Genomic DNA, 15129 nt, shown 5'->3' with positions numbered 1-15129 from the left:
ACCCGCGCGTGAAAACAAGGAATTTGGTGCGCGTGTCGCCTCATTGGGAAATGGGCCTGACAGCGGACGCAATTCTGTTCACAAAATCCCGACAAGACTTCTGAGCACTACCTCAAGTCGGGCGCTCGAGGAAGAGCGCTAGGAGGAAAAGTCGATCGCGATGCACTTCAGCATGTCGTAGCCGTCGCCGTTGAGGCTGAACTCGCCGTCGACTTTCTCGCCGAACCCGAAGGACGCGAGCAGCGTGGTGCCTTCTTTGTAGATGGTTGAGTCGGCGGTGTGGGGGGAGTCGGAGATGAGGTTGAACATGAGCTGGTTCCAGTTTTCGCGGCCGAAGGTCGCGTAGAAGCCGCGTGCGATGTTTTCGGCGAAGTCGAAGGGGTTGTCGCCGCCGCTGAGGAGTTCGATGCCTTCGTCGGTGATGGTGTAGCGCCCGGTTTGTTCGGCGCGCATGAAGCCGGATTCGACGAAGAAGTTGTGGAGGCGCTGCCGCCAGATGGGGTCGTCGAGGAGGATGCCGTCCATGAGGTCGTAGAGGTTTTCGGTGATGCCGGTGTAGACGGGGGATTCGAAGGTTGGGTTGGGGCCGTAGTAGTCTTCGAGGAATTCGCCGATGGCGGCCATGACGGCGGGGTTGCTTTCGGGGTTGGGGTCGATGGCCATGATGTCTTTGAGGTCTTCGCGGTTGGCGAGGTATTCGCGGAGCGCTTCGCGGACTTCTTCGTCTTCTTCGGTTGCGGCGTTGGGGTCCATCATTTGGCGACTGACCATAGTTTCGACGCTGTAGTAGATGCGGTTCGAGATGCTGACGGGGTCCGCTTTGGTGAGCCTGTCGACCATGTGGCCCGGCGACATCACGGGCATCGCGGAGAACAGGGTTGGCGTGATGTGCATGTCGGCGGGTTGGCCGGCTGCGAGGCGGACGGCTTCGTCATAGAGCTCGGTCATCATGGCGGGGCCTTTGAGGTGCTCGATGACGTCGGGACCGAGCGCCGAGATCAGGACGGGGGTCGGGCCGGCGATGGTGGATGGCCCGAGTACTTGGACGTTGATGTTCCAGTTGGCGCCGGCGTCGTAGATGTAGCTCATGGTTTCGGGCATGTCTTGGACGGTGAGGTCGTTTTCGTCGTATTCGCCGGCGGCTGGTTGGGCGGTGTAGACGCGTTGTTCGCCGTTGATGGTCCCCGAAAACATGTGTGTTGCTGCGCTCGAGAAGCCGAGGGTGGCGTCGATAATGAGTGCGAGTTCCCCCAGGTACATCGAGTGATCAACATTAATGCATCGTGAAATCTCGGGTCGGGAGTTTTCTACGGTGATTAATAGAGAGATGTTCATGTCGTTCACTCTATAGTTTTGTATCTTTTAGCGCTCGCGAACTACCCAGAATGTGCAGCGGGCGACGCAGAGGAGCCAGTGGAAGACGAGGAGGGCTGGCAGCGCGGTGGCGATGATGGTGAGCCATTCGAGGTTCCAGACTTCGGCGAGGTGGTGGCTGCCGACGCTGATGGTGCCGGTGGGGAAGGTGGAGGCCCACCAGGCGGGGGAGTATCGCACCCAGTGCGCGACGGCGGGGTAGAAGTGCCACATGGCGAAGGCGATCATGGGGATCGCGATGATGAGCAGCACGGTGCCAACGATAAGCTCGGCATCCTTGCCGAACAGCAGGTCCACGGCGGACACTGTCTGCCCGACGACGCCGAGGGGGATCCAGACGGTCGCCGCGTTCGGCCCGCTCAGGTCCACTTTTCGACGCCACGCCGCCACATACACCCTGGCAAACAGCGGATACGCTGCGCCTATCGACGCCACCAAGCAGCACACGCCGAGTATCCAGTAGATGTCGCCGCCGCCTTTGGCGTGGGTGGTCCCGGCCGTGTTGGCCGCCATGATGGGGCCGACGAGCGCGAGCCCCCACGCGAAGTTCGGTTCCCCTTGGAAGCCGCGGAGCTGGTTGGCGTACACGGCGAGGCAGGCGGGAGCCCCGACCCAGAACCCGACGAGGATGTACGTCAGGTTGTCGGTGAGGTTGGTCCAGGCGGTGCCGAGCGACATGATCCCGATGAACGTCATGGCCCACGGCGCCATCATGTCCTGGTGGAAGCGGGGCGTGCGGTAGATGATGAACCCGACGACGAGCGCCACCAGGATGGCCACCCCGATACAGGCCACGACCCACGCCAGAGGGTCGAGTCCGCTGATGACCAGCAGCGTCGCCACCAGCGAGGTCCCCATGAGGCTGCCGCCCCACGCCGGGCCCGCTGGCGGCAGGCTATAGCTGGTCCTGGTTTTCACACGCGCTCACGCTGCCAGGAACGGAATCGGAGTGCGCACGCGCACCAGTGGAACAGCAGCAGGAGCAGCAGCCCGAAGGAGAGGGCGTGCCAGCCCTCGGTCCAGGAGCCCAGGCACAGGGTGCCCACCGGGAATGTGGAGCCCCACCAGCCCGGGCCGTACGGCGCCCAGGTGAAGACCGCCTGGTAGAAGCAGTACATGCCGAAGAGGACGCACGGTACGCCGATGGCGAACATGATGATGCCGTAGAGGTGGGCGTCGAAAAGGAAGGTGGAGGCGGCCGTCGACTGGCCGACAACCCCGAGCGGAATCCAGGCCGTGCCTGCCGCCGCGCCGCGCGGGCGATCGCGGCGCCGCCACAGCGACCAGTAGCAGTAAGCGAACAGCGGGATCGCCGGGATGAACGTGAAGAAGAAGCACACGATGCCAGCGTGGTGGTAGAACATGCCGTGCTCGGCGGCGAGCTGCCCACCGGACGTCGCCGCGACCATCGGCGTGACCGGCGCCAGCCCCCATGGGAACGCCGGGGTGGTGTAGTGCTCCGATACCTTCCAGAAGCCCCACAGCTGCCACAGGCACACCGCGATCGACAGCGGCGCGCCAATCCACCAGCTGATCAGCTGGAAGATGTCGTTGCCGGTCAGCGCCGTCCACGCAGAGCCGCACGCCAAAAGCCCCATCGTGTACATGCCCCACGCCGCCATGTTCTGGTGCCGCGGCGGCTCGTTGCGAATACCCACCGTGAACACCGCCAATAACACGGCCGCTACCAGTGCAAACGCGATCTGGCCGAAGCGGAACCCGTGCAACCCGGACAGTGTAGAGGCGATCGACGTCCCCATCAGGGACCCGGCCCACGCGGGGCCATACTTAGGCAACTGCATGCACCTACGCTAAGCCCGCCAGGCCTGTTTGGCCAACTACGAAACGCTGCCGAACAGCAGCGCTCGGCCCGTTTCTGTCCCCGTGTTGCGGACCGTCACCGCCAGGTGCCCGGCCCCAACCTTGCCTGCCTGGCCGCGCTCCAGCGCGACCCCCTCCAGACGCAGCCCCTCCGACTGAGCAAGTAGGTGGTGCTCGTAGCCCTCGTTGACCCAGAGCGTGACCTGCGCGCCGGGCTCCACCCGCAGCTCCGCGGCAAGTCGCCCCTTGGGCCCCGGCCTTGACTGCCCCGCCAGGCGCCCCGCATAGACTCGCAGCTTCCCGCCGGGCGTGGTGTCCACCGCCTTGAGCACCACCCACTCCGACGGCTCGCGGTCCGTGAGCGCCTTCGTTGTCGTTGGTATGTCTTCAGCCGAACAGATTTCTACAGTCGCACGCATGCAGCTATCCTACCGACGTGCAGAAACTTTCCGGTGGCCTCCTACTTGCGCTGGCCCTGCTCACCGCAGCGGGCCCGCTCGGCATCGACATGTACTTGCCCGGCATGCCCGAGCTCGCCACCCAATTATCGACGTCCCCCTCCTCCGCCCAACTGACCATCTCGGGGTTCATGCTCGGGATGGCACTCGGCAACCTGGTCTTCGGCGCCATCTCTGACGGTACGGGCCGCAAACCCGCCATCCTGGTCTCCTCGGTGGTGGCGCTCGCGGCATCGGTGGCGTGCGCCGTCGCCCCCACGATCTCCTTCCTGATCGCCGCCCGATTCCTCCAAGGCCTGGCAGGGGGCTGCGCCGTCGTCGTTACGCGAGCCGTCATCCCCGACATCGCCCACGGCCGCGAGGCCGCCCGCGGCCTGTCAGGCCTCATGGCGATCTCCGGCTTCATGCCCGCAATCGCCCCCGTACTCGGCGGCCTGATCATCCCCACCTTCACCTGGCGAGGCGTCTTCTGGACCATCGCCGCCGTCAACCTCGCCCAAATCCTCATCGCCTGGCGCTTCGTCCCCGAAACCCTCCCGCCCGCCAAGCGCACCCGCGGCACCCTCCGCACCATCTTCCCCCGCATGGGCCAATGCCTGCGTCGCCCCGCCTTCCTCGGCTACATGTTCGCCGCCGGGCTCGGCTTCGGCACCCTGTTCTCCTACATCTCGGCATCCCCGCTGGTCCTACAGGTCCAACTCGGCGTTACACCTACCACCTTCTCCCTCATCTTCGGCGGCATCGCCCTGCTCATCCCGCTGTCGAACTCCATCAACATGCGCCTGGTTAAGACCCACCAGCCACGCACCCTGCTCGTTGTGGCGTTATCTGTTGACATCCTCGCCGGGCTGATCCTGCTCGCTTACAGCCAGCTCGGTCCCAACCTCACGATGCTCCCCTTCATCGCCATCCTCTCCGCCATGGCCGGGTTCATCATGGCCAACGCCTCGGCGCTCGCCGTGGAGGAGATCCGGGACATCGGGATCGGCGCCGGCACCGGCGCGATGGGCTTCTTCCAGTTCATCATCGGCGGCCTGGTCCCTCCCCTGGTGGCGCTCGGGTCCAACCCGACCGCATCGATGGCCAACGGCATCCTCACCTGCGCCGGCCTGGCCCTGCTTGGCGTGCTGTTGGGGAGCGCGGCACCACATTCCAGGCCTAAAAACATCTAGCACTTCTGTGGCGTGCAGGTATCCTGGGGCCGCTTTTCAAATGCTGGAATTTGGTGTTTGGGCCGAACACGATGACACCAAATTCCTTTGCGCAGGGGCCGCGACCTGGGGAAATTCCCAGGCACGCTTTCCAAAGCGCAAAAGCAGGAATTTGGTGCACGCCCTGCCATAGCTATCGATTTCGACCCGGTTCTACTTATCCTCAGAGCGATTGTCCGTGAGAAAACCCATGAAACTGAAGTATGGGACATCTTCTGTCGCTCGTTGAACGGCTGCGAAAACAGCATCACTAATAGGGTCAATCACCTGGTCACTTAGGTTTAAGACTTCCAAGAAGAAGTGCTGGGTAATCACGTATGGACGAAAGCTCTCCTGATTGCTACCAGGTTCTAATTCTTCAGCGAGTTCATACTCGTCTTCATCGCATTCACCAACTGTGAAATCAGGAAGAGCGTCAGTTTCGGAGAAGGAAACTTTGAGTTCCTTCTGGAAACGCTCTGCAATATCGTAAGAATCTTTTTCAGAGCAATACACGTAAAGGTCTTCGTAAAAGCCTTGCAGCTCACCATTTGACAAGGAAGAAGGACTGGTCATGCGAAAGCCACTCCGTTCATGAGTAGTCGGGATAGTAAGTCTAGCTTTAACGGGGGCAGCAATTTCAGTTGCGCCGAGTGCTAGTGCTTATGCACCGAAGCCAGCATCAGAAGTCTTCCTAGCGCGGAAAAGTTGTCACGCTGAAGTGCGCTGTCGTAAATCTTCGGAATGAAGCAACGGGGCAATACATCTTTGGCAAAGGCAAGGACAGGGGCGCCGCTCAGCGAGATGCAAATAATAAACTGGGGAGGATGAAAGGAAAAGGATTCAAGCTCAAGCACTGCCGAGCAATCTAGCGCCCAACCAACACCTAAATAATCTTGCGCTCCCTCGCCCGGTCCACGGCGGCGGTCCGGTTGTCCACGCCGAGCTTGTTATAGATGTGGATCAGGTGGGTTTTCACCGTGGCCTGCGAGATGAAGAGCCGGTCGGCGATGGCGCGGTTGGAGGCGCCGGTCTGCAGGGCGCGCAGGATCTCGATTTCGCGGGCGCTTAAGGCCTCGTCGGGGCGCATGAGGCGCTCGGCGAGGACCCCGGCGACTTCCTGGGAGAGGACGCGTTTGCGCTGGGCGGCGGCGATGATGGCGTCGTGGAGTTCGTCCTCGGGGGCGTCTTTGAGCAGGTAGCCGAGCGCGCCTGCTTCGACGGCGGCGACGACGTCGGCTTCGGTGTCGTAGGTGGTCAGGATGAGCACGGGCGGGCCGCCTGCTTCGCCGAGGCGGCGGGTGACTTCGATGCCGTCCACGTGCGGCATCTGGATGTCGGTGACCACAACGTCGACGTTGTCGGGCATCCGCTCGATGGCGCGCCCGTCCGCGCCTTCGCCAACAACGGTGATGTCGCCGAAGGAGTCGAGTACTGCGCGGAGGCCGGCGCGGACGACGGGGTGGTCGTCGAGAAGCATGACGTTGATCTCACTCATGGGTGTCCTTTCCCAGGGGGATGCTTGCTGCTAGTACGTTACCTTCGACGCTGAGGGTGCCGCCGACTTCCGCGACGCGCGCCCGCAGACCGCGCAGGCCATAGCCTTCGGGGCCGGTGATGCCGCGACCGTTGTCGAAGACGTCGACGGTGGCGACGTCCCCAAGCTGTTCCACCGTGACCACGGCGCGGGTGGCGTCGGCGTGGCGCACGATGTTGGAGAGCCCCTCGCGCACGACTCGCTCGATGACGCCGGCGGCGGGCTCGGGCACGTCTTCGACGTTGAGGTCCACCGTGAGCCGCTGCCCGAGTGCTTGTTGACGCCCCTCCGCTCCCCGCGCGAGCTCCTCCAGCCTGCGTGGCAGGGGTTCGGCGGGCCCGGCGTTGACGGCGACGAAGCGGCGCGCCTCGGCGAGGTTGTCGGAGGCGGTGGCGCGGATGGTGTCGAGGATCTGTTTCGCGCCGGGCTCGGTGATCTGTTTGTCCAGCGTGCGGCCGAGCAGCACGATGGAGCTGAGGCCTTGCGCGATGGTGTCGTGGACTTCGCGGGAGAGGCGGGCGCGTTCCTCGAGGACGCCGGAGGCGTGTTCGGCGGCGGCGAGTTCCATGTGGGTGGCCTGGAGTTCGTAGGCGAGGTGTTTGTAGTGGTCGGCTTCGGCGCGGAGTGCCCGGTAGGAGTGGTAGATCAGCAGCGCCAGCACGGTGCCGAGCAGCGGTCCGACCACTCCGCCGATTCCCGCGCCCGGCGCTGTGATCGACAGCGTGAAGGCCAGCAGCAGCGCCGCCACCGCGATACCGGACCAGGTGGGCAGCACCACGGAGACCAGGATGACCAGCGGGAACTCCAACCAGACGAACTCGGCGGCGTGCAGCGCCATGACCACCCACAGCGCGAGGACGGCGGCGAGCCAGGTGTACATGGCAGCGCGGGGGAAGCGCTTGCCTTCGTTGTAGGCCACAGTCCCGGCCAGGTAGAGCAGCGCGAAGGGGACCGCCATGCAGATGGCCAGCGGGTTCCACCTGCTGGAGGCGATGCCGACGAGCAGCAGCACGGCAACCAGCACGTGCAAGCTGACGCGCAGGAAGGTGAGGATCCGGTTGGTGGTGTTCACGCAGATCACCTTAGACGGTGCACCCGACATCCGATGGAGGGCGGATCAACCGGACGGTTGATTCGAGGTTCAACCCCGCTCCCGATGGGGAATGTGCCTGCTCACACGCACAATGTGGGCATGTTCGTCGGATTGAGAGAAATTGTGAAAGCGCGAGGCCGCTTCGGCCTCATTGTTGGCACGGTTGGCCTGATCACGTTGCTCGTGGTGATGCTGACCGGGTTGACCAACGGGTTGGGCAAGCAGAACACGGAGGCCCTGGAGGCACTGGATGCAAAGTCGGTCGTCTTCCAGGACATGGATGAGCCTTCCTATATGACGTCGCGCGTGACGGCGGAGGAGGGCACGGTCCCGCTGGGCACCGGCCAGACCCTGCTGTTGCGGGAGAACGGGAAGGAGGAGTCCATCTCCATCCTGGGTCTGCCGAAGGGCACTGAGCTGCCCGGCGGCGAGGTGCTTGGCGACGGCGCGGTCGCGTCGCGTGAGCTGCACGTCGCTCCTGGCGACGAGCTCTCCGTCGGCGGCACCCCGATCACCGTCGACGCCGTCACGGATGACCTGTACTTCTCCCACACCGCGGTCTTGTGGGTGAACACGGAGGACTGGAAGGCCGCCATGCACACCGACGCGGACGGCACGGTGCTGCTCGCCAGCGATGACCGCGGTATGAGCATGAAGGAGTCCTTCAACGGCCTGGCTGCGTACAAGTCGGAGCAGGCGTCCTTCAACATGATCCTTGGCTTCCTGTACGCCATCGCGGCGCTGGTCATCGTGGCCTTCTTGACGGTGTGGACCATGCAGCGCACCCGTGACCTGGCCATTTTGAAGGCGATTGGGGCGTCGAATAGCTACTTGCGCAAGGATGCGCTGGGTCAGGCGGCGGTGCTGCTGGGCATCGGCGCGGCGGTTGGCGCCCTGATTGCGCTGGGCATTGGGCTGGCGGCGTCGAAGGTGGCGCCGTTCTCACTGACGGTGCTCACGGTCGCGGGGCCGCCGCTGGCGATTTGGACGATCGGGATGGTGGGCGCGTTCATCGCGACGCGCCAAATTACAAAAGTTGAGCCGCAGCTCGCACTGGGAGGTATTGCGTAAATGTTGCACATGGAACACGTCACCGTCACGTACCAAGACGGCGAGGACACACTCACGGCGCTGGACAACATCAGTTTCGACGCCAACCCCGGCCACCTCACATTCATCATCGGCGAGTCCGGCTCCGGCAAGTCCACGCTGCTTTCCGCAGCGGCCGGGCTACTGAAGCCCGACAGTGGCACCATTCTTGTCGACGCCACCCCGGTCTCCGACGAAGTCCGACTGCAGAAGATCGGGATGATTTTCCAGCAGGCCAACCTGATCGGGGCGCTCAATGTGAGGGATCAGCTGCTGGTCACCGACCACATTCGTGGTGTGAAGCCGCGCGTGGACCGCGCGAACGAGCTGCTCGCGGAAGTCGGCCTCGACGGGCTTGGGGACCGCAGCATGCAGCAGCTCTCCGGCGGGCAGCGCCAGCGCGTCGGCATCGCCCGCGCGCTGATGGGGGAGCCGAGGCTGATCCTGGCGGACGAGCCGACCGCGGCGCTCGACTCCGAGCGCTCCCACGAGATCGTGGCGCTGCTGCGCACCCTGGTGGAGGAGCACGATATCGCCTGCGGGTTCGTCACCCACAACGCCAGCCTCATCTCCGAGCGCGACGAGGTTGTCCGCGTCCGCGACGGCCACGTGTCGCGCGAGCGCGTTTCAGCGTAGCCGCGGCCGCGACCCAAGCGCCAAGGTGATGAACGCGCAGGCCGCCAGTCCGGCCGTCATGCAGAGCGTGCCAGGCAGGAAGCCGGCGTCCACCACTGCGGCGCCGAGCGCGGACCCGGCTGCGATCCCGACCTGGTAGGTCACCACGTAGATGGAGCTTGCCAGGTCTTCGTTGCGCTTCCCGGCGTGCAGGAAGATGGTGGTCGCCGACGGCGGCAGCGCCCCGTTCGCCAGACCGAACACGATAATCATCGCGATGATGAGCAGTACCGATTTCGTCTCCAGCGCGAGCAGCCCCAACGCCGCCGACCCGACCAGCAGCACGGCGACGAACCCGTTGACCCGGATCATGCGCCGGTCCACCGTGTTGCCCGCCGTCAGCACGCCAATCACCCCGCAGATGCCGAAGAGGGATAGCCCGAACGGGACCAGCTTCGGCCCGGCTGTCGTCGTCATGAGCAGCGCCAGGTAGGTAAAGGTGGTGAACACGGCGGTGACGTTGAACGTCAGGAAGAGGACCAGCGACGGTATCGCCGACTTTGTCCGCTTCGCCCCCGCTGCCGGCTCCGGGTGCTTCGCCGGCATCGAGGGTAGCGACGCCACTAACGCCACCACCGAGAAAATCACCGCGACGCCCAACGCCCAGGTAGCGCCGCGCCACCCGATCATCCCGCCGAGCATGGTGGTCAACGGCGTACCGATCACCGCCGACATCGTCGACCCGAACGACACCGTCGCCACGGCCTTGCCCGTCATCCCCTTCGGCGCAAGGCGTGCGGCCATCGGGTTGATGAGCGACCAGAACAGCCCGTGCGTAAACGCCGCGGTCACCCTCGCCGCCACCAGCACCGCGTAACTGTTCGCGATGCCCTGCAAGATCACGCCCCCGGCCAGGAAGCCGAGCGTGGCCAGGAAGACTGGCCTGCGGTCCCAGTTGCGGGTGAAGTGCATCAGCGGGATGGTCACCACGGCGACGAGGCCGGCGTACACGCTCATGAGGAGGCCGATCTGGCCTTCCGTCACGCCGAGGTCCTGTGCCATGGGCCGAATCAGACCCACCGCGAACATCTCGTAGGTGACGTAGACGAACGCCGCGAAGCTCATCGCGGACAACGGCAGCATAGGGAGCGACGACTGTTTACTCACACGTGACAACCTACACCGCGCGTGTTAGGCGAACGCCCCCAGGTTCAGCGCCTGCATGATCACGGTGCCTCCCGCTAGCACCGCGCCGAGTACCCCAAGCACGATTCCCGCGATTGCGAGCGGCGTGAGCTCCTTCTCTTCCACGGTCTCGGGCGTAGTCGTGGTTGGGGTCGGTTCCGTAGTCGGCTTTGCCACGGGCCTCGTTGTGGCCGTTGCGGTCGGCTCGGGTGCTTGGGTGGTTGGCGTGGCCGGTGTCGTGGGCGTGGGCTTTGGTGCCGTGCTGGTAGTCAGCGTCGGGATCGGCGGCACCACCGTATTCACCGCGTTCGGCGGGATCGGTAGCGCCAGGGTGGCGTCGCCGCCGGCGGCACAGAGCTGCTCAGCCCGCTCCCGCAGAGTGACGTATTCCTTGACGCGCCGCAGGTTGGTGTAGAAGAACGTGTCTGCGTATTGCTGCGCCCAGGCGGTTGCGGCGGCGTCGCTGAGCCCGGGGAAGCGGGTTTGGAGCTCGCGCGCGATGTCTGGGGTTTCAGTGGCTTGGGTGACCGGCCGGAACAGGGCGCGTTGCCCTGGCCCGAGCACCTGGTATTGCCCCATCAGTTCGTAGTAGTGGTAGGTCAGCACGTCATCCGCCGACGCCTGCGGTGTGGTGCGTTGCGGACTGTACTTGAATAGGTACCACTCGGCGACGCTCGCGGGCAGCCCCGCCTCAGTGAAGGCCTCAACCGCGTACGTGTGCTGCAGCGAGTCGGGCCGCGCGAAGTTGCTGGGAGCGAGAAACTCTCGCCCTTCCTCTTCCCTAATCCGCTTATAGACGTCCTCTTCGACCTTCCCCAGCTCCGGAAACGCTTGCCGGAATGTTTGATAGTCCAGCGCGTACTCTTTTTCGGGCGCGGAGAAGTGGAGGCGCGCTGCGTTCATGAGGCGGGCGTATTCGGCGGGGGAGAGGTAGAACGCGCAGAGTTTCGTTGCGGGATCTTGGGGGCCGATGACGGCGGCGTCCGCAACTGGAGATAGCAAACTGGCGCTGAGCCCGAGGGCTACAACGCCAGTGAAAAATCTCCGAGACTCCATGGAGATGAGATTACAGCATCTTGGCTGCTGTCAGGCCGAGGACCGCCAGGATTGCAATCACGATGGTGCCAACAATGCCACCGATGAGGGCAGCCGAGTTATCGCTCGTATCGACTGTCTTCGAAGGCTCCTGGTTCACAGTGGTCTTCCCGTTCAATGGGTTGACCTGAACGTCAACGGAAACCGTGGTGGTCGGAGAGGAAGGCGTGGTGGTTGGCTGCTGTTCCTTGTTACGGTCCGTGCCCTCAGCACCCTGCGAGACTGCGTCCGGGTTGGAGTGCTGCGTTGGGAAGAGCACGATGCCGGACTTGCCGTCGCGGCAGTTGTCCTTCGACTGGTTCAGCGCTGCTTCGACTTCCGCCATGGTGCGGGTCTCTGCGACGCCTTCCTGGTTCTCGAACTGGTCAACCCAAGCAGCTGCCTGTTCGTCGGTGAGGCCCTTGAACTGGTCCTTCTTCTCCTGGATCAGGGCGTCGCGGTCACCGATGGTCGGGAAGACTGGTTCCGGTGCGCGGAACGACTGCTTCGAGGCTGGGATCTCGCCGTTCTCGAAGTACTTGTCGTACTCCAGGATCTCTGGGAGGCGACCCGGGTTCTCGAAGCCTGCCACGACTGCGTCGCTCCACTTGTGGGTGACGTAGTCGAGTGCGACAGACTCTGGCAGTTCCGAGTCCTCAGCGACCTGCTTAGCGAGCTCAGCGAGCTTCGGGCGAGGATTTGGCTGGAACTGCTGCTGGTACGCAAAGTCCGACTTCAGATCGTTGTACAGCTTCTCGCCGTGCATCTTGGCTGCTGGGAAAGCCTGCTCGAATGCGAGCTTCCACGCCTTGTCGACGTCGAAGCTTGCCGCCTTGCCTTTCGACTGCTCATAAAGCTTTGTCTCTTCGGCGTTAAGGCGGATGGAGCATACGCCGGAGACATTCTCGCCAACGGTTGCGCCTTCAGCGGAAGGGGCGACCATGGCGCACGCGCCGAGCGAGAGCGCGATTGCGATTGCTTGGAGTCTCCGATTGTTGAACATATTTCTGAGTGTAGCCGAGGGAGCTGCGGAAACGTATTCGTTCGTTGACGCGTGTTTCTGTATTTATCCAGGAAAAACCGTAAATAAACCTTAATATTCACATACTCGCAGGTCCATGACATGTGTTTGCGGGATTGTTCAACATCTACATTTAAGGAAGCCACAAACCAAACAAAGGGACCATACCCCACCTAACCCTTTCTGGGGGTGTGGAGGGTGAAAATGCAGTTCATCGGCATTAAATTACAGCGGTGTAATTTAGACCCACATACACTGCTTTTGCTAAAAACGTGCGCACCACGCCGTAGCGCTACGCACATTGGATGCAATTTCGCTAGCAGAAGTCTGTGCGTGGCCGTACGGTGTCCGGGAAGCGAGCCACGCAGCCACCGCGTGTACCTGAACCGACTGGGCCAAAAGTAGGACGTCGTCTATCCCGTCGCGCGCCACACGAGCCCCAATAATCCCGGCAAGCACATCGCCGGAGCCGGGTGTGGCGGCCCAGGAGGAGCCGGCGTCGATAAGGATGGATTCCTGGCCGTCTGAAACGACCGTGGCACGCCCCTTCCGGACCACCGTGCAGCCGAGCGCCCGTGCGCAGTCGGCAGTCTCCTCGACGCGATCGTTGGTCATACCTGTATATAGGCGTGAAAATTCACCGTCGTGCGGGGTCACCACAACCCGCGCCAACTTACGCGGCGCGCGGGCCACAAGGGTGAGCGCATCCGCGTCGAGCACCACCGGCACACCCTGCCGCAACACCCAATCGACGGCAGCATCCGCCTCCCCATCGATCCCGATACCAGGGCCGCACACCCACGCCTGCACCTGACCGGCTTGCTCCAACTCGCGGGTGGCCACGACCTCCGGCCGCGCCCGTACCACCTCAAGCGCCTGCGCGCCCGCGAACCGCACCATCGCCGGTGTCGCCGTCACCGCCCCAGCCGTGCACAGCAGCGCCGCGCCCGGATACGTGCCGCTGCCAGCGTGGATGCCGACCACACCGCCTGTGTATTTGTCGTCATCGGCGCCGGGCTCCTTGACGCTCACCGGCACCGGGCCCATCGGCCTGATGCCCTCGAGGTCCAGGCCCGTGTTGGGCACCGCGCGGTACGCCCGCACGTGGCTCTCCGGCAGTGGTAGGCCAATGTCCGCGCACAGCACATTCCCGCAGCGCGTCGAGAGGGCATGCGCGTAGCGCCACCCGCCGAACGTCACCGTCACGTTGGCCTGCAGCGCGTTGCGGCCGGCCTTGCCGGTGTCGGCATCCACGCCGCTCGGCACGTCCACGGCCAGCACCTGGTTCGCGTCGATGTCGGCGACAGCGTCGGGCAGGTCGCCGGCCCCGCCGAGGCCGAAGAGGCCGTCGATAAGGAGGTCGCACGCCCCAGGCTTCTCGACGACCCCACCTCCGGCCCCCACAAACGCATCCAACGCCCGCTGCTGCGCCCTGCCCAGCGGCAGCCAGGCCTCGACCTGCCATCCCTCCCTGGCGAGCTCCGCCCCCGCGTACAGCGCATCCCCACCGTTGCCGCCCGGGCCCACCAGCAACAACACTCGCTCCCGCGGCCCCGACATCTCGCGCGCCACGCGCGCCACAGCATGCGCGGCGCGTTGCATCAACGCATCTGGAGACGCCTCAGCGGCAAGGAGGGGAGCTTCCGCGGCTCGAATCTCCGCGGCGGAATAGGCAAACGGTGCAGCAAACATTCCGCCATTCTACGCGCTATTCCGCCTGGCAGGAGGGGCACCAGAACAAATTGCGGCCCTCGTACTTGCGCACCTCGATTGGTGTGCCACAAACAAAGCAGGGCTCGCCGGCGCGGCGGTACACGTAGACCTCACCGCCGTGGTCGTCCTTCCGGGGTGGTCTGTCCATCGCCTCGGGGCTGTGCTCGGGGCGCACAGTATCTATCCGGCCGTGCTCCACCCCGTACTCCATCAGCTCGCGCACGTCCTGCCACAGGCGCAGGAACGCCTCGTGGTCCAACGCGCGGCCCGGCACGAACGGGGAAATACCCAGGCGGAACAGCGGCTCCGCACGGTATATATTGCCCACGCCCGCGAAGTACTTCTGGTCCATCATCAACGACCCAATCGTGCGTCTCGACGCCCGCACCCTTTTCCACAACGCCTCCGGATCCGCGTCCGGGTCAAGGGGGTCTTCGCCGCTGCGGTCCAGGATCGCCTGCTCCTCCGGTGGGGAGACGTAGCGGCAGTACTGCGGGCCGCGCAGGTTCGCCGCCACGTCCTCGTTGGCCAGGCGTAGCCGGATCTGGCCCCACACGTCCTCGGCGGGCTCGAAACGGAAGGAGCCAATCAGGCCCAGGTGCACGTGCACCGTCGCCGTGGAGAACTCCAGGAACAGGTGCTTGCCCACCGCGCGGGCCTCCGTCAGGGTGGCGCCGGCGAGCGGGGTGACGTCGAAACGTCCTTGCGGGGACGAAATCTCGATGGGCTGTCCTGCGAACGCATCGTTCAGGTGGTGGGCGAGGCGATGGATGACGTGGCCTTCGGGCATTGGACTCTGCTACTCCTTATATCTCACCGATTAAGGTACAGTGCGCGCCGGCTTCCGCTCCGGTCGACCTCTTAGCGTCGACCAATGCAGGTCACGGCAATTTGGGGCTTTTCGACGCCAAAAACCTGATTCCGCGCTGACCAGGGTTGGTCGACCGTAAGAGGTCGAC

The 15129-nt window shown here is 64.1% G+C and carries 16 protein-coding genes; 3 read left to right on the top strand and 13 right to left on the bottom strand.

The window, feature by feature from the left end; translation table 11 throughout:
• Positions 1-138 precede the first annotated feature (138 nt).
• Genes JMN37_RS06380 through JMN37_RS06365 form a run of 4 tightly spaced genes read right to left on the bottom strand, consistent with a single transcriptional unit; the run spans position 139 to position 3614 of the window.
• Positions 139-1335 (bottom strand): IS1096 element passenger TnpR family protein, encoded by a 1197-nt coding sequence (locus JMN37_RS06380; RefSeq protein ID WP_252931381.1) that lies wholly within the window; start codon positions 1333-1335, stop codon positions 139-141.
• A 27-nt stretch (positions 1336-1362) separates the two neighbouring features.
• Positions 1363-2292: an SLAC1 family transporter gene (locus JMN37_RS06375; RefSeq protein ID WP_252931380.1), complete on the bottom strand. Its 930-nt coding sequence runs from the start codon at positions 2290-2292 to the stop codon at positions 1363-1365.
• Entirely contained in the window at positions 2289-3176 is an 888-nt protein-coding gene (locus tag JMN37_RS06370) for an SLAC1 family transporter (RefSeq protein ID WP_070361705.1), read from the bottom strand. The genes JMN37_RS06375 and JMN37_RS06370 overlap by 4 nt, the downstream gene beginning before the upstream one ends.
• 36 nt (positions 3177-3212) lie before the next feature.
• Positions 3213-3614, bottom strand: coding sequence for a hypothetical protein (locus tag JMN37_RS06365; RefSeq protein ID WP_252931379.1), 402 nt, complete (start codon positions 3612-3614; stop codon positions 3213-3215).
• A 17-nt stretch (positions 3615-3631) separates the two neighbouring features.
• Here JMN37_RS06365 and JMN37_RS06360 point away from each other — a divergent pair, with 17 nt between their 5' ends.
• Entirely contained in the window at positions 3632-4825 is a 1194-nt protein-coding gene (locus JMN37_RS06360; RefSeq protein ID WP_252931378.1) for a multidrug effflux MFS transporter, read from the top strand.
• Positions 4826-5017: 192 nt separating this feature from the next.
• Here JMN37_RS06360 and JMN37_RS06355 read toward each other — a convergent pair whose 3' ends face one another.
• From JMN37_RS06355 to JMN37_RS06340, 4 genes are all read right to left on the bottom strand, one after another.
• A complete protein-coding gene (locus tag JMN37_RS06355) occupies positions 5018-5419 on the bottom strand; it encodes a hypothetical protein (RefSeq protein WP_252931377.1) in 402 nt (133 codons plus the stop codon).
• 80 nt (positions 5420-5499) lie between these two features.
• On the bottom strand, positions 5500-5700 hold the full coding sequence (locus JMN37_RS06350; RefSeq protein ID WP_252931376.1) for a hypothetical protein: 201 nt from the start codon (positions 5698-5700) through the stop codon (positions 5500-5502).
• 29 nt (positions 5701-5729) lie between these two features.
• Positions 5730-6341: a response regulator gene (locus tag JMN37_RS06345; protein ID WP_252931375.1), complete on the bottom strand. Its 612-nt coding sequence runs from the start codon at positions 6339-6341 to the stop codon at positions 5730-5732.
• The gene (locus tag JMN37_RS06340) at positions 6334-7452 is read right to left on the bottom strand and encodes a sensor histidine kinase (RefSeq protein WP_252931374.1); all 1119 of its coding nucleotides are present in this window, start codon (positions 7450-7452) and stop codon (positions 6334-6336) included. The genes JMN37_RS06345 and JMN37_RS06340 overlap by 8 nt, the downstream gene beginning before the upstream one ends.
• A gap of 120 nt (positions 7453-7572) precedes the next feature.
• On the opposite strand from JMN37_RS06340, the gene JMN37_RS06335 reads away from it, so the two are divergent.
• Both JMN37_RS06335 and JMN37_RS06330 read left to right on the top strand, forming a co-directional pair.
• On the top strand, positions 7573-8544 hold the full coding sequence (locus JMN37_RS06335; RefSeq protein WP_252931373.1) for an ABC transporter permease: 972 nt from the start codon (positions 7573-7575) through the stop codon (positions 8542-8544).
• On the top strand, positions 8545-9198 hold the full coding sequence (locus JMN37_RS06330) for an ABC transporter ATP-binding protein (RefSeq protein WP_252931372.1): 654 nt from the start codon (positions 8545-8547) through the stop codon (positions 9196-9198). It abuts the gene before it with no gap.
• Here JMN37_RS06330 and JMN37_RS06325 read toward each other — a convergent pair.
• The 5 genes from JMN37_RS06325 to JMN37_RS06305 form a co-directional block, all read right to left on the bottom strand.
• Complete coding sequence (locus tag JMN37_RS06325) at positions 9190-10302, bottom strand: MFS transporter (RefSeq protein ID WP_083433286.1); 1113 nt, start codon at positions 10300-10302, stop codon at positions 9190-9192. The genes JMN37_RS06330 and JMN37_RS06325 overlap by 9 nt on opposite strands.
• 66 nt (positions 10303-10368) lie before the next feature.
• Positions 10369-11418: a hypothetical protein gene (locus JMN37_RS06320; RefSeq protein WP_071573818.1), complete on the bottom strand. Its 1050-nt coding sequence runs from the start codon at positions 11416-11418 to the stop codon at positions 10369-10371.
• A gap of 10 nt (positions 11419-11428) precedes the next feature.
• The gene (locus tag JMN37_RS06315; RefSeq protein ID WP_252931371.1) at positions 11429-12439 is read right to left on the bottom strand and encodes a hypothetical protein; all 1011 of its coding nucleotides are present in this window, start codon (positions 12437-12439) and stop codon (positions 11429-11431) included.
• Between the two features lie 282 nt (positions 12440-12721).
• Positions 12722-14149: a bifunctional ADP-dependent NAD(P)H-hydrate dehydratase/NAD(P)H-hydrate epimerase gene (locus JMN37_RS06310; protein WP_070361715.1), complete on the bottom strand. Its 1428-nt coding sequence runs from the start codon at positions 14147-14149 to the stop codon at positions 12722-12724.
• A gap of 16 nt (positions 14150-14165) precedes the next feature.
• On the bottom strand, positions 14166-14960 hold the full coding sequence (locus tag JMN37_RS06305) for an Fpg/Nei family DNA glycosylase (RefSeq protein WP_252931370.1): 795 nt from the start codon (positions 14958-14960) through the stop codon (positions 14166-14168).
• Between the last annotated feature and the right edge of the window lie 169 nt (positions 14961-15129).

This window comes from Corynebacterium lipophilum, from assembly GCF_024102595.1.
In the GTDB taxonomy this organism is placed as follows: domain Bacteria; phylum Actinomycetota; class Actinomycetes; order Mycobacteriales; family Mycobacteriaceae; genus Corynebacterium; species Corynebacterium pseudogenitalium.
The sequence above is the reverse complement of the archived record's forward strand: the minus strand, read 5'-3'. Positions and strand labels throughout refer to the sequence as shown.